At 40.3% G+C, this 22,894-nt stretch carries 17 protein-coding genes; 6 read left to right on the forward strand and 11 right to left on the reverse strand.

Annotation, left to right across the window (positions count from 1 at the left end; genetic code table 11):
- Positions 1-135: 135 nt before the first annotated feature.
- Both VL121_RS19305 and VL121_RS19310 read left to right on the forward strand, forming a co-directional pair.
- A complete protein-coding gene (locus VL121_RS19305; RefSeq protein WP_325408248.1) occupies positions 136-1,296 on the forward strand; it encodes a prenyltransferase/squalene oxidase repeat-containing protein in 1,161 nt (386 codons plus the stop codon).
- Positions 1,297-1,394: 98 nt separating this feature from the next.
- Positions 1,395-2,153: a WecB/TagA/CpsF family glycosyltransferase gene (locus VL121_RS19310; RefSeq protein ID WP_325408249.1), complete on the forward strand. Its 759-nt coding sequence runs from the start codon at positions 1,395-1,397 to the stop codon at positions 2,151-2,153.
- A 26-nt stretch (positions 2,154-2,179) separates the two neighbouring features.
- Here the strand turns inward: VL121_RS19310 and VL121_RS19315 are convergent, their stop codons facing one another.
- The 9 genes from VL121_RS19315 to VL121_RS19355 form a co-directional block, all read right to left on the reverse strand.
- Positions 2,180-3,436, reverse strand: a complete 1,257-nt coding sequence (locus VL121_RS19315) for an O-antigen ligase family protein (RefSeq protein WP_325408250.1) — start codon at positions 3,434-3,436, stop codon at positions 2,180-2,182.
- A 13-nt stretch (positions 3,437-3,449) separates the two neighbouring features.
- Positions 3,450-5,597, reverse strand: coding sequence for a bi-domain-containing oxidoreductase (locus VL121_RS19320; RefSeq protein WP_325408251.1), 2,148 nt, complete (start codon positions 5,595-5,597; stop codon positions 3,450-3,452).
- Between the two features lie 125 nt (positions 5,598-5,722).
- Complete coding sequence (locus VL121_RS19325; protein ID WP_325408252.1) at positions 5,723-6,916, reverse strand: hypothetical protein; 1,194 nt, start codon at positions 6,914-6,916, stop codon at positions 5,723-5,725.
- Between the two features lie 81 nt (positions 6,917-6,997).
- On the reverse strand, positions 6,998-8,896 hold the full coding sequence (gene asnB, locus VL121_RS19330) for an asparagine synthase (glutamine-hydrolyzing) (protein WP_325408253.1): 1,899 nt from the start codon (positions 8,894-8,896) through the stop codon (positions 6,998-7,000).
- Positions 8,897-8,898: 2 nt separating this feature from the next.
- On the reverse strand, positions 8,899-9,990 hold the full coding sequence (locus VL121_RS19335) for a glycosyltransferase family 4 protein (protein WP_325408254.1): 1,092 nt from the start codon (positions 9,988-9,990) through the stop codon (positions 8,899-8,901).
- 168 nt (positions 9,991-10,158) lie between these two features.
- Positions 10,159-10,860 carry a class I SAM-dependent methyltransferase gene (locus VL121_RS19340; protein ID WP_325408255.1) on the reverse strand — a complete coding sequence of 234 codons (702 nt, stop codon included), beginning with the start codon at positions 10,858-10,860 and terminating at the stop codon, positions 10,159-10,161.
- Positions 10,861-11,101: 241 nt separating this feature from the next.
- Positions 11,102-12,328 carry a hypothetical protein gene (locus VL121_RS19345; RefSeq protein ID WP_325408256.1) on the reverse strand — a complete coding sequence of 409 codons (1,227 nt, stop codon included), beginning with the start codon at positions 12,326-12,328 and terminating at the stop codon, positions 11,102-11,104.
- A gap of 2 nt (positions 12,329-12,330) precedes the next feature.
- Positions 12,331-13,650: a hypothetical protein gene (locus VL121_RS19350; protein ID WP_325408257.1), complete on the reverse strand. Its 1,320-nt coding sequence runs from the start codon at positions 13,648-13,650 to the stop codon at positions 12,331-12,333.
- A gap of 114 nt (positions 13,651-13,764) precedes the next feature.
- Entirely contained in the window at positions 13,765-14,865 is a 1,101-nt protein-coding gene (locus VL121_RS19355; RefSeq protein WP_325408258.1) for a hypothetical protein, read from the reverse strand.
- Between the two features lie 515 nt (positions 14,866-15,380).
- Between VL121_RS19355 and VL121_RS19360 the strand changes: the two genes are divergently transcribed.
- Positions 15,381-16,163 carry a sugar transferase gene (locus VL121_RS19360; protein WP_325408259.1) on the forward strand — a complete coding sequence of 261 codons (783 nt, stop codon included), beginning with the start codon at positions 15,381-15,383 and terminating at the stop codon, positions 16,161-16,163.
- On the opposite strand, the gene VL121_RS19365 is transcribed toward VL121_RS19360, so the two are convergent.
- Positions 16,164-17,705 (reverse strand): YifB family Mg chelatase-like AAA ATPase, encoded by a 1,542-nt coding sequence (locus tag VL121_RS19365; protein WP_325408260.1) that lies wholly within the window; start codon positions 17,703-17,705, stop codon positions 16,164-16,166.
- Positions 17,706-17,866: 161 nt separating this feature from the next.
- Positions 17,867-19,756, reverse strand: a complete 1,890-nt coding sequence (locus VL121_RS19370) for an Nramp family divalent metal transporter (protein ID WP_325408261.1) — start codon at positions 19,754-19,756, stop codon at positions 17,867-17,869.
- 259 nt (positions 19,757-20,015) lie between these two features.
- On the opposite strand from VL121_RS19370, the gene VL121_RS19375 reads away from it, so the two are divergent.
- From VL121_RS19375 to VL121_RS19385, 3 genes are all read left to right on the forward strand, one after another.
- Positions 20,016-20,981, forward strand: coding sequence for a hypothetical protein (locus tag VL121_RS19375; RefSeq protein WP_325408262.1), 966 nt, complete (start codon positions 20,016-20,018; stop codon positions 20,979-20,981).
- 12 nt (positions 20,982-20,993) lie between these two features.
- Positions 20,994-22,046, forward strand: a complete 1,053-nt coding sequence (locus tag VL121_RS19380; RefSeq protein WP_325408263.1) for a hypothetical protein — start codon at positions 20,994-20,996, stop codon at positions 22,044-22,046.
- A 102-nt stretch (positions 22,047-22,148) separates the two neighbouring features.
- Complete coding sequence (locus VL121_RS19385; protein WP_325408264.1) at positions 22,149-22,886, forward strand: MlaE family ABC transporter permease; 738 nt, start codon at positions 22,149-22,151, stop codon at positions 22,884-22,886.
- The last annotated feature ends 8 nt before the right edge of the window (positions 22,887-22,894 follow it).

The following is a 22,894-nucleotide window of genomic DNA, read 5'->3' on the forward strand; positions in this document are numbered from 1 at the left end:
CCGTTGAATATTTACCTGGTTGCCGTTTACACACCCACTCCAAATTCAGTACAGGGTATTATTTTGTGTACTATTTTTATCTTGTTGTATTTATTTTCATTATACCTTCAATTTCCCGCACAAGATTTTTGAATTATGGATAATATTTTCGAAGATAGTTTCAACCGGCTGAAAGGGTATTGTGAGAGGGAAGGTTATAAAGGATGGGATCCCTACGATGGATTAACGAGTAAGATTTTCCAGGGTCTGCCGCTTATCAGGAATAATCGTTTTTTCCGGCTTACATGGATCCAGCTATTTAAACGCAATCCGGTAAATCTGCGCCCGCTTGTTTTCATTGCCAAAGAATATAACGCCAAGGGCCTTGGTCTTTTTCTTACGGGATATTGTAATTTGTATAAGACGGAAGCCAGCACTGCATTAAGCGACAAAATTCATTTCCTGGCAAATAAAATTATTGAATTACAATGTACAGGATATTCAGGTAGTTGCTGGGGATACTATTTCGATTGGCAGGCAAGGGCCTTTTTTCAACCCGCGGATACTCCAACTGTAGTGGCTACATCTTTTGTTGCAGATGCTTTATTCAATGCTTTTGAAATTACAGGTGAAACGAAATATCGCGATACCGCATTGTCTGCTTCAAACTTTGTTTTGAAGGACCTCAACAGAACATACGATGCTAAAGGAGATTTTTCATTTTCTTATTCTCCTATTGACCACACAATCGTTTTTAATGCCTCCCTGTTAGGGGCAAAATTATTAAGCAGGGCGTATTATTATACCCTGGACGAAACATTAAAGTTAACGGCACAAAAGGCGGTACAGTTTAGCTGCGATCACCAGCAGGGAAACGGTGCATGGAGCTACGGTACTTTGCCTTATCATTCCTGGATAGATAATTTTCATACAGGTTTTAATCTGGAGTGCATACATGCCTATCAATTGTATGCAGGGGATGACTCATTTACTTTAAACATTGATAAAGGGCTCAAATATTACATTGAAACCTTTTTTACCAACGAAGGGATATCTAAATATTACCATAACAGTTTGTATCCCATAGACATACATGCCCCTGCTCAATTAATAGTTACCCTTGCCAAATTAGGGCAACTGGAACAATACCGTAAACTTGCAGAAAAAGTATTGCTTTGGACAATTACACATATGCAGGATGAAAGTGGCTATTTTTTTTATCAGAGAAAACGCTACTTCAGTTCCAGAATTCCTTACATGCGATGGGCACAGGCATGGATGTTTTACGCATTAAGCTATTATAAAACGTACCGTTAAAGGAATATTTCATATTGATGCACGAGTATCATTGCCCTATTACCTGTTTTATGTGCTCTTGTATGATTTTAAATAATTTTACGCGCTAAATATCTGTTATGAAAGAAAGGATCCACCTGATGGGTACTCCAATTGATAATCTTACGATGAGCGAGACGCTGGATATAATAAAATTTGCAATAGAACGAAAGGAACATATTCATCATACCGTAGTAAATGCAGGAAAGATTGTTTCTATGCACTCCGATACGCAGTTAAGAGAAAGTGTTATAAATGCTGATATTATTAATGCCGATGGACAGGCTGTGGTATGGGCTTCTAAGTTGCTCGGTACTCCTCTAAAAGAACGTGTTGCGGGTATTGATCTTATGAGTAACCTGGTGGAACTTGCTTTTAAGAATCAGTATAAAATATTTTTCCTGGGGGCTAAACAAAATGTACTGGAGGAACTGGTTTCCAGGTATAGCATTCAATATTCTCCTGAAATTATTGCAGGTTACAGGAACGGATATTTCAAAAAGGAAGATGAAAAAGAGATAGCGCTCCAGATAGATAACAGCAATGCCCATATGCTGTTTGTAGCCATCACATCTCCTATAAAAGAAATTTTTTTATATGAGAACAGGGATACACTTAAAAATGTGAATTTTATAATGGGGGTAGGCGGGAGCTTCGATGTAGTGGCAGGTTATGTTAAGAGAGCACCTTTGTGGATGCAACGTTTGGGATTGGAATGGCTATTTCGGGTTTACCAGGAACCACGCAGGATGTTTAAAAGATATCTTGTTGGCAATTTTAAATTTATACAACTGCTTATTAAGTATAAACTATCCGGAAAATCGTACACTTCTTCTTAATAGCCATGAGCGCATCCGGTATGCCATTAAGAAGAGTTTTTACGCAAATTAAAATGCGTATAGAGAGAATAGAAAAACATAAAAAACAATATGCCCTGCTGCCTGTGCAATACCGATTCTGTGCAGAATGTAATCAGGCATATGATAAAAAAGGGAAAATATAAAGCATTAACTCCGCTCCAGCCAAGAGGGGAAAAGAGAAGCATAAGGAAAACAGACAAACCCACTACACCGAGTGCCGCAAGTATTTCCATATATTGATTGTGCGCATTATAATTGTGAAGTGCGAGGTAATCGAATCCTCTTTTGGTATAGTTTTCTTTTCTTATATCTGCTATATCCCCCAGTGTCGTTCCAAAAAAGGGTTCAGATGTAAAGATGTCGTAGTACACACTCCATTTTGCCAGCCTGATAGTAAATAAATTTCTTTCCGACTGAACATCAGTAATAAGGATTGGTTTATTTTTCAGCGAATCAATTTTAGCATTTTCAAAAGGGTTAATGTATAAAATGGCAATACCAATGAGTAATACAGATAAAGCTAAAATTTTTTTGAAGGTAGTGTTAAAGTACCCGCGGTGTTTTCGCTGTTTTATGAACAGAAACAGCAATAATATAAAATAGGCACCAATTCCAACGAGCGAATCGAGTAGAAAAATACTAGTGCTTAAAAACAACGCTGTACACAGCATCAGTATTTTCTGACTACGCGTGTGGCTGTTTTTGGGTGTAAAGTAAAGATGGAATAATATAGCAATCCCAAGATTGGCAAAAGCTGCACCATATGTGGGATGCCAGTTATAGTAAATATTGGTTAGTCCGAATGAGTGTAGCTTATGATAATACCCGTCAAACAGCATTACGCTGCTAATACCTGTTGCCGCTATATTAATAATATTGTACACCACGGCAAATAATAAGGTTGCCGTTATGGAAATGAGGAAAGAGATATTAATCTTCCGGAGTAATTTCCTGTTGATGAGAGGGGAGGTACCTATAAAAACAGGGAATAAAATAAAGGGCAGCATGGTGGATAATGTGCTTAGAGCTACCCTGAAATTTTCGGAGAAAAAGAATCCCGCAACTATGTATAGATAGAGTAAAGCGGGCAGCAATACCTGGTTTTTATATAAAGAGCCCGGCAGCTGCCGGTGATTTTTTTGTGTGATCCAGCAAACGCCTGCTATAGATAAAAAAAACAATACTCCTCCATAAAAGGGTGACGGTAGAAGGAAGGCCACACCCAGTAAGCTATACCTGTATATATTATCGGTGGTCAACAAAAAAAAGTCAAATTTATAGTTGCTGCGGCAAACCAGTGTGTAAACTGTCTAAAATTTTTAAAGTTGCTTTAGTGGTAGCATATATGGATTCAAAAGAAATAGGTGAGGGATGTCCTTCCTTTATCGCGTTAAGAAATGCATGAACTTCCTGTTTATGTCCTTTTCCTTCCATTTTTAATTTAGTCATTTTGTTATTGCTGTACCATTCACCGCCCCTGAAATCATTGATGATGCCAATTTTTCCTCCTCCGTAAATCTCCAGCCGTTCCTTTGGTAATGCTTTATCACCGGTAGCCACGTATACAATACTCCCCACCGATCCGTCTGTAAGCTGGATATTGATAACAATATTATCGTCATTCTTATTAAGTTCATTAGCCGAATGGATGCATTGGGCAAATACCGTTTGGGGTAGCGCTTCCGTAAAGTATTGCATCAGATCTATAAAGTGGCATACTTCACCAATGATCCTTCCCCCGCCGGTTTGTTCATCCTGGGTCCAGTGATCCTTAGGAATAAAACCGGCGTTCACCCTGTAATTCATTACCAGGGGATCATTAATACCCTTAAAATTTTGTTTCAATGCAATTGCTACCGGCGAAAACCTACGGTTGAATCCAACCATCAGTATCCCTCCCACTTGATCGTAACAGGCTTTCACATCTTCCAGTTCCTCATCATTCATTGCAAGCGGCTTTTCAACAAAAACATTTTTTCCTGCTTGTAGCGCTTCTATTACATATGGAGCATGCGAATTGTGCGGTGTAGCAATAAAAACCGTATTTATTTCCTTATTGCGAATAATGTCCTTACTGTCTGATGATGCACTGCTAAAGGAAAATTTCTGAGCTACATTTTGTGCTGTAATACCCTTTGAGGTTACTACTACTTTTAATCCTCCTCCAAAGTTTTTTACGTTTGGGATGAGGTAACTTTGGGCGAAGCTCCCTGCGCCTATAAAGCCCGCCTCAATATGCTGATGCGGTGTTATAGTGTGTTGAATGATTTTTGTGTGTATGAACTTGCTGTCATTGTTGGGATAATGCAGCAGAATACCAATATGTGGTTCCTGCACTTTTCCTGTTACAATATCATAAGCGGCTTCCGCTTCTGTTATATCAAATGTATGGGTGATGAGTGGTTTAATGTTAATACTGCCCTGTGCTACCAGTTGAAGAAACGCTTCCATATTCCGCTGCTCTGTCCACCTTACATAGGCGTAAGGATAATCAATACCTTTTTCTTCATATTGCACATCATAACGGCCTGGTCCATACGAACAGGAAAGTCTTAAGTCCAGTTCTTTACGATAGAAATGAGGATCCCTGGGCACATCCAGTTTAATGGCTCCAACGGCTATCACTTTTCCTTTTTTGCGTGTAATTTCAGCAGATAATTCTATAGGATCGTTTGAGGAGGTGGCCGCGGTGATAATTACGCTGTCAAATCCGTGGCCATTGGTGAACTGGTTAGCCATAGCCATAAGGTTAGCATCGCTACGCTGAACGGCATTGTCAGCGCCCAGATCGCGGGCAAGCTGAACAAGCGACCCAGAAATATCAATGCCAAGTACTTTACAGCCATTGGCTTTCAGTAACTGGCAGGTGATCAGTCCAAGAAGGCCTAACCCAATTACACAAACTGTTTCCCCAAGTTTGGGATCGGCCTGCCGCACGCCCTGCATGGCTATTGCTCCTAACGTAGTAAAACTCGCTTCTTCATAGGAAATGGTATCAGGAACTTTAACTACCAGGTTTTGAGGAACGCAGATCATTTCGGCATGAGATGCGTAATCCTGTCCTGCGCACGCCACACGGTCACCGGGCTTAAAGAAATGGTTAGTGTCCATGGAAACTTTTACACTACCGGCAGTACTATAACCTAATGCTTTTAGCGTATCTAATTTCGTACGTACTTTTTCAAGGGTAGCCTTCAGCCCTTCTTTCCTTACGTTTTGTATAACTTGCGCCACCAGGTCGGGACGTTGCCTTGCCTTTCCCAGCAGGTTAGCCTTTGCTACTTTTACCGTACTCCTTTCCGTGCCTGCACTGATTAATGAAAATTTATTTTCTATTAAAACCATGCCCCTGCTTAATGCCGGGACAGGCACCTCATCTACATACAATTCACCTGTTTTAAAATTTTGAATCACTTGTTTCATTGAAGCTATTATATACTTTACATCGTCATCGGCAATATTGCAGGTGAACAAATGTATTATATTGCATTTATATAACCTTAGATCGGTTACTATTTACTTACAACATAAACCTTTCGCCGAAAATGCTAAAAGGGGTAAGATAATTGGTAAGACGGCTTGATTACAAAGGACGCTTTATTATGCCACATTTCCTGTAGCTCTTCTATTGATGTGCTAAACGCATATTGTCCGAATGGGATTATCTTATCCCAGGGAGCCGTTTCGTTTTGCAATTCTTCGCCGGAAAGAAAAGTGCCATCTTTGTTCCAGTACCTGAAGGAGAAATAAGGATCTATTACTATCCACTTTTCGTGAAAGGGATTCCAGTATTCAAGAAACTGGTGGAACCCGGTTTGTGTGTCATCCTGCAGGTGTATGGCTCTTGTGGGAATATTGAATTCATTGGTCAGTATCCCCTGCAGGCTTAACGATGATCGCTGACAATAGGCAATGGAAGCACTGTCGGGTACGCTTAGATAATACGGCAGGTAAACATATTCGGTACGGTTCACTAACAGTGTTTGTAATTCGGGTAATTCACCTGCAAATAAATCATATCTTTTGATTACAGACTGCAAAACACTGTTCAGATAATCGCACAGTAAAGAAATACTGCTATCGAATTGATCGGCGTCAAAAGATAGCAGCATCTTTTGATTCAGGTAATCTGAAAAGCCCGTTTTAGATATATGCGGTTCATAATCTTGTTGCACAATCTGAACCGGGCCACAATCAAAAGAACCCGACATACCATCCAGAAAGCCAATTTCTATGCTCACACTATGGGCATTCCGGCTGTTAAAAAGAAATTCAAATTGTGCTTCGCCCTCACTGTTTGCTTTTTCATATTTTCCCAGGAGCATACGGGTGGCTGTATCAAATACATATACTCCCCCTGCATTATAATTATTGATATCATATTTGATGACTATGGTCACTTTATAAAAGGTATTCGGATTTACTTTTATCGTTTGAAATAAAATATGTTCTCCTTGTGAATTGCTTTTTATGCTCAATCCGCTGGCTGAATGAGTAAATACATCTGTATTCTGATAAATCTGTCTCATTTGCCAGTTTTGGGGCAAAGTATTGGCACTATCCCAGATGGAAAAATCTGCATTGGACAAAAGGTCGGAATCCGGTATATCAGGCGAAGCATTGATCTCAAAAATAGTGCTTTCATTCTTGGAGCAGGAAGATAGGAGTATTGTCCCGGCAATCAAAATGGGTACAAGTGCAATAGCATGCAATGAGATATTGGACTTAATGTAAATATTCAAAAATCGCTTCTTTTAAAAAAGGATGAAAATCTGTTGCCAGGCATAGTTCACAGAAATCATGTCGTAGTATTTAACATTTTTTCAATCTATATATTGTCTGAACCACAATTCCATTGTTATAAGCATATATAATCTGTATGCATTATCTTCTGTTCCTTTTCTGTCGTTATCAACGATCTTCCTGATGTAGTGGTAATTAAAAATGCCCCGTTGATTTACAGCGTCCTCACTGAGTAGTTCATCAACCAGCGGCCGCAATTCCCCGCTGATCCAGGAGCGGATGGGTGCGCCAAAAGAGGCCTTCGGACGATATATGATTTCTCTGGGTAAATAATCTTCTGCTGCTTTTTTTAATATATACTTGCTTTGTTTGTGTTTATACTTGAGACTGCCGGAAATCTGCATCGCCAGTTCTATAACCTCCTTATCAATAAAGGGCACTCTTACTTCAACGGAAGCCGCCATAGAAGCCCTGTCGGTATAGCTGAGGTTTAAGCCCTGCATGAACATATGAATATCTGTATGACAGACCTGGTTAACCAGATCATTTTTAAAAAGTTTATTAAAAATATTTTTGTGCTGGTTTCGCAGCCAGTCATATTCCGCCGTTATATCTTCCCTGAACAGTTGCTGTATTTCCGTTGCGCTGTAATAAGAATAGCTTCTCATATACGCTTCTTCAGTGCTTAAATTTGCAAAAGAAACAAAACGCTTGGCCCATCGGAACAAACGAATGCCTTTTTTACCCTGCTTAACGGGCAAGGCTCCCGTCAATCTTGTGATCTGGGTTCTTATTACAGCGGGTATTTTTTTATACCTTTCCGCCAGCAGTATTGCTTTATGCCTGCGGTAACCAAAGAAAATTTCATCGGCTCCCATCCCCGACAATAAAACCTTTACCCCTTTTTTTCTCGCTGCCGTACAAATAAGATGCGTATTCAATGCCGCCGGATCGCCAATAGGTTCATCAAGCGTGTAAACCATCTCTTTCAGATCGTTAACAATATCTGCTTCTACCAGGATTTCATTGTGATCGAAATGGTGCAATGTTGCCAGCTTTTTGGCATACTGTTCATCTTCCGGCATCTGTTCTGCCCTTTTGTCTTTTTCAGAAGTAGCAATTGTATAGGTGGATAGCCGGCTGTTATGCTTTTCGGCCAATACTGATATCAGCGAGGAGTCAAGCCCTCCGCTGAGGAAAGCGCTAACCGGCACATCAGCGGTCATGTGTCTTTTAACGGAATCTTCCATGCATGCTTTCAGCTTCGCAATTGCTTCAGCTTCATTTTCAATAAAGGCACTTTCCTTTAGCTCCCAATATCTTCTGGGGTTAATTTCCCGCAATCCGCGTGTAACATCCAGGAGTATATAATGCGCTGCCGGCAGCTTGTGTATATTTTCGAAGCAGGTAATATCTCCGGGGATCCACAGGTAATTAACGGCAGCCACCAGGGCTTTTTTATTAAGTGTTTTATTTACTTCAGGTATCTTGAGTAATGTTTTCAGTTCGGAAGAAAAGGCGAAAGCATTTTTGATCCGGGTGTAAAACAAAGGTTTTATTCCAAAATGATCCCGCGCAATGAAAAGTTTATTGGTATCAGTTTCAAAAATGGCAAAAACAAACATTCCATTCAGGTCATCAAGGCATTTCTCTTTTTTAATGCGGTAAAGCTCAAGCAATACTTCAGTATCGGAAGTGGTTTTAAATTCCACTGAGGGATCAAGTTGTCGGATCTGATCTTTTAACGCCTCATAGTTGTATATCTCACCGTTAAATATAATGGTGAGGTTACCTTTTGTAAAAGGCTGATCTGATCTCTTGTCAATATCTATGATAGATAATCTTTGATGCGCAAAGCATACATTATTATGCAGCCAGTGGTGCTGACTGTCGGGGCCGCGGTGCTGCTGTACCTTGTTCGCCATTTGAGCCAGTCCAACGGGATCGTTGAAATGAATAAAACCTGCTATGCCACACATCTTTATTGTTTGTTTAAAATATCCTGGATAATAGTAAACACGTTCCTATCAAAAATTTCAAGGGTATACTTTTCATGGAATTCACTGCGGGCTGTTTCCCTCATCTGCTTTGCACTTTCCGGGTCATTAACCAGGTTTTCAAGAAGGGTTGCCCAGGCTTGCGGATCGGTGCTGTTACAAAGTTTCCCGTTTAATCCATCGGTAATCATGTCCGGGATAGCGCCGGTGAAAGTGGAAACCGTAACTAGCCCGCATTGCATCGCCTCTAAAATAGTGAGCGGGAAAGCTTCTTTAACCGTAGGAAATATAAAATAATCGGCAGCACAAAGTGCTTCAAATTTTTCTTCACCATATAACGGGCCGATAACTTTAATATTATCAGCGAGGTTGTTTGCATTTACATAAGCATTTGCGGCATCAATAGTGAAATCACCAGTGTTTCCTACCACCATTGCCTTAAAATGCATTCCCCTCTGCTTCAGTATTTTCATGCTATCCAGAAAAGTTAATATCCCTTTGCTTTTATATAGATTTGATAAAAAAATAAATACAGGATATTTGTTTATTTGCTTTGGAGGTAAATCATCCTGTACGGGGATGGCACAGTTTAATATGTAATATTTTCCCCTGTGCACTGATTCAATGTCGGTATATAAACGTTCCGCAAGACAAATGGGGAAGCTGTTTCTGAAAACCTGTTTGTACAGCCATTTTTTCCACTTCCGTTTGCCGCTGTTTTCCTCAACGCCCTGTCCCTGAATATGCAGTGCTAGTTTGCAGCCGCTGGCTTTTATCATCAGAGCATATAAGGCATCTCTATAAAACGCGAGACCCGCTGGTGCAAGATTATAATAAACAAGCGCTGGCCGGAAAATAAAGAGAGTCCAAACCAGGTTGACGGCAAAACCAGGTATTAGCAGTAGTTTTTTTAAAGAAAACTTACCAATATCGGCTATAGCGCTTGCAAATTGCAGGGGTAATACCTTAACAGAAAACTTTTCCTTTAAAAGTGGGTTGTTAACAATATAGCTGTTAATAAGCGAAGCGCCGTGAACGGGAGGGGGTAGTTGAACTATAAACAGTATTTTTTTCATCTTATTTATCAATCCTGCAAAAATATGTTATCCTGTGGCATATTTTTAGATACTACTGCTTATCTCCCCCTGATCTCTGGTAAGAGATTGATGTCCCCTCATAAGTCTGGAGAAAAATGTGATCACTAAACTTTAGTATGATGAACGTCAAATTCTCAAGTACGTCAATTATTTTGCAAGAACCAATAATGAGAAGCCTCCCAATAGCTTTGCAGCCATATCTTCATTTACCTTATACATTAGTTTCCTTGGTAAAAATGCAATTTTTGCATTTAGTGTTTTTCTTGGCAAATCCAGCATACCTGCAGTATAAAAGAAATCTACAACCTCATAACCGGCATCAACCAATGTCGCAATCGCTGTTCCCTTCATAAAATAATGCAAGTGACCAACAGAAATTCGATTAACCATCGGTATATTTCTCAATATCCCCAGAACTGACAGATCCAGTGGTATATGAAATATTGTATTCTTTGCCTTGTTTTTGGACAACCTCAAAAAACCCAGGTAATCATCAACATGCTCAAAAACATCAATCATCAGTAATAAATCAGGCTTTAAATTTGTATCCAGGAAATTTTCATGTTTAAATGTTAATCTTTCTTTTGCTCTTGTCTTGGCAAGGTTTATCGCATCAACAGAAATATCATAACCTGTAAAATTTACATCATCAGGCATTGATAAATATAACTGGTTTAATATTTCACCGGCGCCGCAGCCTATTTCCACAATAGATTTAGGGTTAATATCAGGATTTCGGTTCAGCATCTTAAGAACTTGTTTTGCCTTCCAGGGAGAGTCTTCAACATGCCAAGTAGGATTGTTTTTTAAATATTCACCATTTTCTTCCGTGTAAATTTTTTCCGTCATATTTTTTATTTTAAATTTTAACTCTCTCAAATCCTTACTGGATAAATTCTCTTTTTTAATAATACAAAATATTGCCGCGCGGGAAAAAATTAATTTTGATAGTGCAAATAATAGTATTTTTTCCAGATTAAAAAAAGGTAGTAGCCTTCCTTTTAAATACTATTCATTTTATTAAGCTTGTTTTTCCACGGTATAGTAAGGGTACCATGATAATTGCAAAACCAATTTTTGGGTAAATTAATTATATTTCCCATTGTGATCTGTATTTAAATGCATAAGCTGTTGTAAAATAGATTAGCCAAAAGTATACTGCCGAGTGGGGAAGTTCCAATATTACATTAAAAGATACCCAAACAAAGCAGCCTGCAAAGGCAAGTAGCAAAAATAATTTGTTCCTGTTGGCAGGCAGGGGTGAAAGCATAACGGTGAGCCCGACATTTTTTAATGGTAGCATCAATAAAAGAGTGGGGAGCAGCCCGATATGAAAAACAAATGAAAGCCATGAATTGTGGGGCGGCGAAAGATAGCGTGCCATCGGGTAATATTCGTCTATCATGATGGCGGAATGAATGGTTTCATTGATATATACTGCGAAGCCATAGCTCATAAACGGCCGTCCAAAACCACTGCCCAGCACCGCATATTTTGTTACAACGGACTCTTTTAATACATGCCCCCAGTATAATAACCTCCAGCCGGCATTGGCATCCCTGAATTGAGGCAAAAGAAATAAAATGAGAAGAGCTGAAAGGATAATGCAAACGGCTATTAGTCTTTGTATAGGCTTTATCCGCATAAAAAAATAGAGTAAACCAATGCAAAAAATGGCCAGGAAAGCAGAAGAATGTCCGAGGGTAGTTGATAAAACCAGGCAGCCCAGGAATTTTAAGAAGCGGGTAAGGTTTTTTTCTTCATAAGCCAATGATACTGCAGCATAGGCTATAATACCAAATATGATCAACGGGGAAAAATAATTGTATTCCCCCTCCCTGAAAAGAGAAAAATTGTTTATAAAAAGATAACCGTATAAAATAAAAGCGATCTGAAGTATAACAGACGCTCCTGAAAGGTACAGAAGGAGCGCAATGATCTTCCGGATAGCATCGTTGTCTTTTACCAGTAAATTAAAGAGCAGATAGCTGCATAAAAGATATATGATCAGATTGAATTGCCGGAAAGTAATGATAAGCATTTCTCCCCTGGGTTTGTAGTAAGCAAGGCTAAATGCAAGGTAAATAAATGCAATCAGGATGATGATAAGAACAGGTATAAAACGCAGGGTTAATTTTTTTCTGTTATTCAATGCCACCAGCGTGAGCATTCCCAAATAAAGATCGTGCAGGTAAAGTGGTCCTGCAATCTGGAATTTGGTAAATGCTTTACCAAAAAACAGCAGCAAAAAGAAATAAAGGACAACCAGACCCTCTATGCTAAAAAGTTTATTCCATATAATAGTGGGATATTTCAAACTTATTTGAAGTTGAGATTTGTCTTGAATAATTTCCGGTAATTGACGGCAATATACAATCCTCCCAGCATTCCCATCCCGGTGTAAAGGCCGGCAAAAGTATCACCCAGAAGATATCTTATGATCAGAGGAAGCAGCAAGCATAAAAGCGATGTGAGCAGAAATTTAATCCGCAATAATATTGCCGCGTCTTTATTGATATAAACCAGGCCTGCGGCAAATATCAGTTCGCCTGTCAATAAGGCCAATCCGATATTGAGGGGACTTTGTCTGAAAAAAGACAGTACAATAACAATAACCATTGATGTGATAGCAGCGGCAGCCGCATACTTTGCGTACATTTTATCTTTCTTCTTAAAAAGCGAACGGGTATGAAAGCTTATAAAAATACACATCACTAATGCAGATATGCCAATTAGGATGATAAAACCTGTAAATGTTGTGTATTGTGATCCAAAAAATATAGTAATCATGCTTTTCGGGAAAATAAGGGAAGCGCCGAGGAAGGAGGAGCCAACAAGAATAGAAAGCTCATCTGCTTTGAGTGTCATTTCATCGTGTATCATTTCCTTTACGAACGATTGATTAATGATCCGCATTATACCTTTAAAAATAACGTATAACTTTAAACCGAGGTAACTCACCGCCAGCACCTGTTCATTATAAAAAAAAGACGCAACGAACAGCAACCCCAATCCCAGTATATACATTACTACGGTGGCAATACCCAGGCTTATATTCTGAAGATATAATTTTAAAGCGGGTAAGACCGGAGATATCAGGTATTTGCATTGGAGCTGGCGTGAGATGGCAAAACCAGTGATCCCAAATACAGCTACTGTGCTGCTTACATACGCGGCTGCAAGATATCTTTTATTGATAAAGACGAATACAATAAGTAATAAGGATGGTATGAATGTTCTGAAAAAGGTCCATACGGCGCCTTTAACAGGCTGACCTCTTCCATATAAAGCATAATCCCCGCTTAATGCAAAGACAGGAGCGAATATAAAAAGCCAGCAAGCTGGATATATAGGAGTAAACAGGGAAACCCCCATCATTAGCAGTCCTAATGTGATCCTTGCTCTTTGTGTATGGTAATAAAATGGCTTCCAGTTTTTCTCCATCGCGATATGCCGCACCGCCGAAAGCTGTAAACCAAAACCGAGGATGCTTACTAATAGCTGAAATATGGAATCAATTTCTCCAATTGAAGTTAACGTGGCAGCTGAAGTGTTTTTTGAAAGGAATTTCAGTGCAACTAAGGTAAATACATGCGCGGCACCGGTAAGGAAAGCTATTTGAGATAATCTTTTAAACATTTGTTACAAGCTAAGGCCATTACTACCATGTAATTGCAACAATAATCTTTCCCCTGACAGCATTTCGCCGTATGACAGATAAAGCATTACTGAATATTTTTTAAAGTTGTCTGTTTATTTATCGGGTTCAGGATATTTCGGGCTTTGCTTTTTATCCATTTTATCCAAGAACCTGTAACATTCAATGAGTAATACCAGGAAAAATGAAATGAGCAGTCCCACCCAGCCATACCTGAAAAACCTCTGGTTATAACCCGAAACTTTTACGCCTCTTTTATTAATGTCTGAAGTGATGCGGAAGGTGCTTTGCTGCTCAATAAGCTTATTCCGTATACCGGTTATTGCATCTTTCAATTGCATTTCTTTATCGTATAGTTCTATTTCAGGATTGCTGAAATTTTTATTGTTGCTTCCCATTACTACATTCCCTCCTTCACCTTTAGCATTTCCCTGCGCAATACTTTTATTATAAGCAATGCGTAAAGAATCTAAGCCTATTAAAGAGCGGCTTAACAAGGCTTCTTCTTCTTTTAGTACATTTCTGAATTTGTCCTGTAACGTTATAAGGTCTTTGTTTTGTTCTAAATTTTTGACTAAGCCGGTCTGTATGCTTCGGTATATCTCTGGGCTGTGGCTATACACCCTTATACGCTGTAGCGGATAATTAACACCAGTAAGGTTGTTCCTGAAATCAGCATAATTAATAACTATTCTTTGTGTGTCATTGATCGGGTTATTACGGTTATAATCTGATATAAAGTCTTTATATAGTTTGACAGTTTCAAGCTCATCATCTATAGGTGATATTTCAAACCCGATTAATTTTCTACTATCTGTTTCTGTAATGTCAAATACATCAGTAAGCTCTTTTATTCTGTCATCACCAATTAATGCATTAAAATAGTCTATAGTATTATACAGCGGTCTGGAACTTCCAAGGCCTGATCTTACTACCACATCTGAATAATACACCGGGCCTTCTTTAAAATAAAAGTATAAGCCCAGGCTTAAACCTGCCAGTAATCCTGCTACTAACCATGCAATTTTTCGCTTAATAAAAATAAAAATGGAAAGGATAAGCTGAAATAAAAAAGAAAAGAACGATCCGACAGCCGTTGCTATCGAGGAAAATAATTTCCCCACAAGGTTTAAGAAAACACCCAGGTCAATTTCACTTTCTTTTTGATCGTTAGTTGGTTTAGTATCTGGTTGCATGAAACAGATTGTTAAAAGTATTATTATTATTGATAGTTCCTTAAAAAATCAAATATATGAAAGAGTTCTAAAATGTAACGTATGTGATACAAAACAACCCAACGAATACTTATACAAACCTATCGTATATTCAAAGAGGATAAACATACTTAGAGTTGTTCATAACTTAGAAAAGCGATTTTGGTGATCATTCACTATGTATAAATTTTGTTTTCTATTATTTTATAGTAAGTAAAAACACTTAAAAATATTTTTTTTTCTTCTAAATCATTTATTATCAAAATTTTTTCCTCAAAGCAACGTTATGCAAAAGCAACCTGTCAACTAAACCTGATGGCTAAAACATTGTAGCCGTTCATTCAACACATTAAATGAAAATTTTTTGTGAAAGATGACCCAAACAAAAAGTTTGGCTTGATTTTTTTACTTTAAAACCAGTTTCTTTGTGCAAATTTCCAAAATACCGCCCCCGGTATTAGGGCAAGTTTTACGAAGACCTATAAAAGAAGACCATAATGTTTGCATCAAGTATTAAACCTTTATCCTACGACCGGAACATTCAGTTAAAACACCAGGAATCACTACGGAGCTATATCCGGCAAAAGAGGAAATACCTGATTGCCAAGCGGTCTTTTGATTTGGTGTTGTCGGCTGGGGTTATCCTGTTATTAATGAGTTGGCTATTACCTTTAATTGCCATCCTGATCAAGTTAAGTTCAAAAGGCAGCATATTTTTCGTGCAAAAGCGTGTGGGCTTTCTTGGCCGCTCGTTCAATTGCTATAAGTTCAGAACCATGGTAATGAACAGGGACGCAGATACTGAACAAGCCGTTCAAAATGATCCGCGCATTACCCGGATGGGAAAATTTTTACGTAATTCTAATCTGGATGAATTGCCGCAGTTCTTTAATGTATTGATCGGTAATATGACCATTGTGGGGCCCCGTCCGCATATGCATAGTGATTGCGCGAATTTTTCGGATGTTGTTGATAATTACAAATTTCGCAATATTGTAAAGCCAGGCATTACCGGCCTGGCCCAGGTAAAAGGATTTCGCGGTCCGGCTAAAACCTATGAAAGCATTTTTAAACGGTACCAGTGGGATGCTTTTTACGTGAGAAACGCGAACTTCTGGATGGATATACGTATCGTTAGAATAACAGCATGGCAAACCATCTCTTTTATTTATAAACTTATTATTCCAGGGGCTACCGTTGAAAAGCCGAAGGAGAACGGGCGAAGCGCGTATCGCAAACTTTTGCTGGATATGAGGCAAAGATTGAATGGTTTTTTATAGTTATCCTGCCCATCCTTCCCTGTCGAGGCTCCGGTATTGTATGGCTTCCGCCAGATGTTCTGTTCTGATATTATTGATGCCCGCCAGGTCTGCAATGGTTCGTGAAACTTTCAGTATGCGGTCATAAGCTCTTGCCGAAAGGTTGAGCTTGTCCATCGCGGTTTTTAAAAGAGTTTGTCCTGCCGCGTCTATGCCGCATATTTCTTTTAACATTTTGCTGCTGATTTGCGCATTGCAATAAATGCCCGTATGGCCGGCATACCGCACAGCCTGCAGTTCTCTTGCTCCGATAACCCTTTCTCTTATAGAGGCGGAATCTTCACCTCCCTGTTGTGCGGCTAATGCCGAAAAAGGAACAGGTGTAACTTCTACATGCAGGTCAATCCTGTCTAAAAGCGGACCGGAAATTTTATTCAGGTATTTTTGAACAGCGCCGGAAGGGCAGGAACATTCCTTTTCGGGATGATTGTAAAAGCCACACGGACATGGATTCATAGAAGCAATGAGCATGAAGCTTGCGGGGAAATCTACCGCCACTTTCGCCCTTGAAATAGTTACTTTTCTTTCTTCCATTGGCTGCCGCATTACTTCAAGCACTGTTCTTTTAAATTCGGGCAATTCATCTAAAAATAGTACCCCATTGTGCGACAATGATATTTCGCCGGGCTGGGGTATTCCACCACCCCCCACCAACGCGGCATCGCTGATAGTATGGTGCGGAGAACGGAAAGGCCGGCGCGAAATAAGGGTAGTGTTGGCAGGAAGCTTGCCGGCCACACTATGGATCTTGGTGGTTTCTAAGGCTTCCTGAAGGGTAAGCGGAGGTAATATGGAAGGCAGCCGCTTGGCCAGCATGGTTTTTCCGGCGCCGGGCGGGCCTATTAATATCGCGTTATGTCCGCCCGCAGCAGTAATTTCCAGCGCGCGTTTAATATTTTCCTGGCCTTTTACATCACTAAAATCAAACTCAAAACTATACTGCGACTGGTAAAATTCCTCCTTCGTATTCACTACCACAGGCTGAAGTGAGGTTTCATCTTTAAAAAAACCAATTACTTCATTGATGTGGCTTACGCCATATACGTTCAGATTATTGACCATACCGGCTTCCCGGCAGTTCTGTTTGGGTAATATCAGTCCTTTAAATTGTTCTTTCCTTGCTGTAATGGCAATGGGTAATGCACCTTTGATAGGTTGAATATTTCCATCCAAACTTAGTTCACCCATAATTACGTATTCGGAAAGCCGGTCAGCGTGGGGTAATTGTTCGCTGGCGCCCAGTATAGCAAGCGCGATGGGTAAGTCAAAAGCAGTACCGGTTTTCTTAATATCGGCCGGCGCCAGGTTTACAATAACTTTAATACGGGGCATATAATACCCGTTATTTTTTAAAGTGCTTTCAATGCGTTGCTCGCTTTCTTTTACAGCATTGTCGGGCAGTCCCACCACGTAGAAATACTTTCCGCCGGTAACATTTACTTCCACCGTAATAGTAAGAGCCTCTACACCATATACGGCGCTTCCAAAGGTTTTAATCAGCATACAAAAAGGTTAGCCTGATGAATACATTGAAATTACCGAAATAGTTTGATAAGTGAGGTATCAGGCATCAGCACTTAAATCAGCTACAAACAGTACAAAGAAGGAGCATCCAGTCTATCATTAGTAGCTACTCACCTGGTACCTGACCCCTGATACCTCTTCTACACATTCACCACCAGCACCGGTATCTTTAAATCATGCCGTACGGTGTTGATGGTTTGTCCGTGTATAAAGTCCTGGAAGCCGCTATGGCCGTGAGCGCCTATCACCAGCATATCGGCCTGCTGCTCTTTAGTAATGCGTACAATTTCAGCGGCTCTTTTGTCAAACCCCAGTGCTATATCCGCTTTATATCCTTTTTCCTTCAGGGTTTTCTTATATGCCAGCAGTCTTTTCTCGTCTTCCTTTGTTTCATAGTCGTTGCTTTCTCTTCCCAGTAATCTTGCAGAAACGCTTTCTACCACATGAATAAGCAGGTAGGCAGCATGGGTATTGCCCTGTGCGATAGCGTATGATATCAGTTTGCCGTCGTTTTTGCTGAAATCAAGCGCTATGGCTATTTTACCGAATTTCGGTACGTTCAGATCAAAGCTGTCTTTCATATCCGGATGTACGGTAAGCGAAGCGGGTTTAGCGGCTTTGGAAAACAAAGGCCGGAAGCTAATATACAGCAAAAGCCCGAAGAAGAAAATACCCGCAACGATAATAATAAATTTCCAGAATATATTACCGGGGTTTTCAAAAATAGCGGCAAACTCACCTTCTACCATTCTAATGTTAAGGTATACTAAGATGAGGGCGATGGCCCATGCAAAGCATTTGGTAACAGGCTTTATGGCAAATGTGCCCATCGTTTTTTTGTCGCTCACAAAATGGATGAGCGGTATAACGGCAAAGCCTAACTGTAAACTCAGGATCACCTGGCTCAGGATGAGCAGCGCGTCTAACTCCTCATCTCCGTAAATACCAATTACGATCAATGCAGGCACAATAGCTATCAGCCGGGTAATCAACCTTCTGAGTAAAGGGTTAATGCGCAGCCGGAGGTACCCTTCCATAACAATTTGCCCGGCGAGCGTGCCGGTAACGGTTGAGCTTTGTCCCGCAGCAATTAGCGCGATGGCAAAAAGTGAGGAAGCAATATTACTTCCCAGCAATGGCGATAACAACTGGTGCGCTTCTTCTAACCTGGCCACTTCAGTTCGGCCTGTTTTGAAAAATGTAGCTGCAGCAAGTACCAGTATAGCGGCGTTTACAAGAAAGGCGAGGTTTAATGCAATGGTGCTGTCTACTACGCTCATCTTTAATGCGTAGCGGATGCTTTTTTCGTCTCTTTTTATTTTCCGGGTTTGTACTAATGAAGAATGCAGGTATAAATTGTGCGGCATTACGGTGGCGCCAATAATACCAATAGCAATGTACAATGCTTCATTGCTGGGTAAGCTGGGTATTAATCCGGTGGCTACTTCTGCCATATCGGGCCGGGCAAGCAGTATCTCAATTAAAAAAGATATGCCTATCACCGCTACCAAACCTATAATAAAAGCTTCCATTACCCGCATGCCCATGCGCTGCAGGAATAATAGCAGAAAAGTGTCTAATACGGTAATGCTTACGCCCCACAGCAGGGGGATGCCGGTAAGCAGGTGCAGCCCTATTGCCATCCCCAGCACTTCTGCCAGGTCGGTGGCGGCAATGGCTATTTCGGCCAGTATATACAGGATGAAGTTGATATATTTCGGGTAGCTTTCCCTGTTAGCCTGTGCCAGGTCTCTTCCACGCACAATGCCTAACCTTGCAGAAAGGCTCTGCAGCAACAAGGCCATCAGGTTGCTCATCAGGAGTACCCATATCAGTGTATAACCAAACTTGCTGCCCCCGGCCAGGTCAGTGGCCCAGTTACCCGGGTCCATATACCCAACACTTACTAAGTAAGCAGGACCCAGAAAAGCCAATGCCCGTTTCCATTTTGGTTTGTGCTGCGACCGGGTAGTATCTATACTTTGATGTACCTCGCTTAATGATACGTCTGAATTATTTTTCAGGTTCATAATGTACAAAAATATTTTGAACGACTTGTTCGCTAACAGAATAATTCACTATATCTAAGTTTAATTTTAGGCTAATCTAAAATTAATTTTATATAATTATTGAATTAATTTTATTTTCCCCTGCATCCGGCAGGGGCCATACGCAGCTTATGATTTTAGTGTTACGCCTGCTTCGTATACCTGTTGCCGGTTGCCTGAACCGGCTTTTATATGGTGAAAATTTTAAAAAGCCATATTTTACATGCTGAAACCCGGTCATATGCAAAAGTTTCTTACCATTTGTGTTGCTGTATTTGTTTTGCTGGCATGTAAAAGCAAAAAGAAAGACCTTTCCGGTGATGTTCCGGTAGATATCCACGATTTTATTGGGTTCTTCCAGGAACTTCCCCTGCCTTATGTAATAGCCGACACCCAGATCAGCAGAAAGCTGCCCGATTCTTTATTGATCAGCACCAAAATATTGTCGCAATTTGTACCCGACACGGTATACAGTAATGACTATGGAAAAAATACGCATCCTAAGTTTTATGCTTTAGGTAAAATAGAAGTGGAGAGCAAAGAAACTTACCTGCTGGTGAAGGCCGCCACGCTTGCCAGGCAAATGGCTTATGTTTTATGTTTTGATGAAGATAAAAATTTTAAGGCCGCGATGCCTTTGGTGAGTAATAATCCGGACCGGCGGAAATCAATATCGGGCAGTATAGACAAGCGTTGGGTGGTTACTACCAGTGAAACGCATAAAGGCGCCAACGGGCAGCCGTATTATAAGCTGAATGCCTATGTTTATAATAGCGCAGGCGTATTTACGCTTATTAAGATAGAATCGAATGAGCCGGTTGTTCCCAAAGAAGTATATAATCCTATAGATACTTTTGCCCGGAAGCATAAATTGTCGGGCGATTATGTACAAAATAAAAAGAATTTTGTTTCCGTACGCGATGGGAGAGATGCGAAAAAGCTATTATTCTTTGTTCATTTTGAAAGAAAAGACGATTGCTCCGGAGAGCTGAAAGGCGAAGCGGTGCTGGTAAGGCCCAATATAGCTCATTACCGGCAGGCCGGTGACCCGTGCGTGCTGCAACTGGCATTTTCAGGCAATAAAGTAACACTCAGCGAAGTGCAGGGCTGTGGCAATTACCGGGGTATTAAATGTATTTTTGAAGGATCATATACGAAGAAAAAAGAAGTAGTGAAACCCAAAAAGAAAGTGCAGGGCAGATCATAAAATGATAAAGGAATGATGGAGGGATACCATAACTATATTTCCCGTAAAAAGAATGTATATGCCGTAAGCAAATCTTTTAAAAAATATTTAAAGCGATACGGCAGGGAAATACAATTGCCCATTTCTTACGATTCGTTAAGATATTTCCAGGGTGCTATGCCATGCTATAATAAAAATGGTGAGGATACCCTGTGGGAAACTGTTTTTTACCACCAGTCGCTTACCCGTGAAATTCATCAGTCGCTTATACGGATATACTCTTTCATTAAAGCTGCCGGCGCCAACCAGGCCGAAGATCATTTGCATGTAGAAAGAATTGATTTTTGCGTGTTCGGCAATTCACAACCCTTCCGGGTAAAAGTGGTCAATAACTATAATGATGTATACAGCTATCTCTATATCAAAAAAGCGGATGCTTCCCGTATATTAGGGTTGGAACTGGAACACCTGCTGTCGCCCTATTATATTAATTACTTAGTTGATAACGATACTTTAATTGAAGAGCATATTGCCGGCGTGCCGGGAGATATGTTTATTAATGAGTTTCTTCATCGCCCCGATTTTAATCCCATACGCATTGCCAAGGAGTTTGTGAAATTTAACGAACGTTGCTTTGCCAGGTTATTAGGCGATATGAGAAGCTATAATTTTGTATTTGATATTACCCAGGACTTTGATGATGTGCAATTTTGTATACGCGCTATTGATTTTGACCAGCAATCCTATGAAGGACGAAAAAACTTTTATTTGCCACAATTTTTTAAAGAAAACAGGGTTTTTGTACAATTAGTGCAACAGCACCTGAATGCCGAAGTAATAGAGCAGTACCGGCAGGAAGAACGTGCGCAACTTTTTAAACGAATAAAATCACAACGGCACCGCTTAGGCGATTTAAAGGCTTCGGTTGATACGGATGAGCTGGCGCCTCCTGAAAAAATAAAGCAACTTTCGCAGGAGCTGGCGGCGTATTTTGGCAATGATAAATTCCTTCAGTGTCACAGCATGGCTGAAGTGCTTCGTATCCAGTTAAGGGAGCTTGTGGTAACGCATTTGTATAAAAGCTGATGAAGTATCTGCCATCCGGTATTACCGGAATGCGAAATGCAGAATGCATCCCGGCGGATTAAGCATTTTCAGGTATTTTTGTTTCACTATTAAATACCCCGCATGAATTTTTTTAACCATTTTGGTCGTTATATATTGATGATTAAGGGCATGTTTACCAGGCCCGAAAACTGGAGAATGTACTGGAAAGAACTGATGCACCAGTGTTCGGATATTGGTATCGGATCATTAGGTATTGTGGTGGTGGTGGCTTTGTTTATTGGCGCCGTGTCCACACTGCAAACGGCTTACCAGTTGGTTAGTAATCTTATTCCGAAATCTACCATTGCGCAGATCGTACGCGATACGGTGATCCTTGAATTTGCTCCCACCATTACCTGTATCGTACTGGCGGGAGTGGTAGGCAGTAAAATTGCGAGCGAGCTGGGCAATATGCGGGTAAGCGAACAAATTGATGCCCTGGAGATCATGGGAATCAATACCAAAGCCTACCTGATCATGCCCAAAATACTGGCTTCCTTTATCATGATTCCCCTCCTGGTGATCATTGCAGGAGTGCTGGGCATATGGGGTGGGCGACTTGCAGGAACCATGGCGGGTATCCTTTCTCCCGAAGAGTTTGACGGAGGCTTATTAAGCGGTTTCCTTCCCTTTAATGTAACTTTTGCATTGTATAAGGCGTATACATTCGCTTTTATTATTTCAAGCATACCCGCTTATTTTGGGTATTTTGTACGAGGTGGCGCGCTTGAAATAGGCAAGGCAAGTACAACAGCCGTAGTTGCCAGTTGTATAATGATACTGTTTGCAGATTATATACTTGCTGCGTTACTCTTATAACATCAATA

It is taken from the genome of Agriterribacter sp., assembly GCF_035497235.1.
Taxonomy (GTDB): domain Bacteria; phylum Bacteroidota; class Bacteroidia; order Chitinophagales; family Chitinophagaceae; genus Agriterribacter.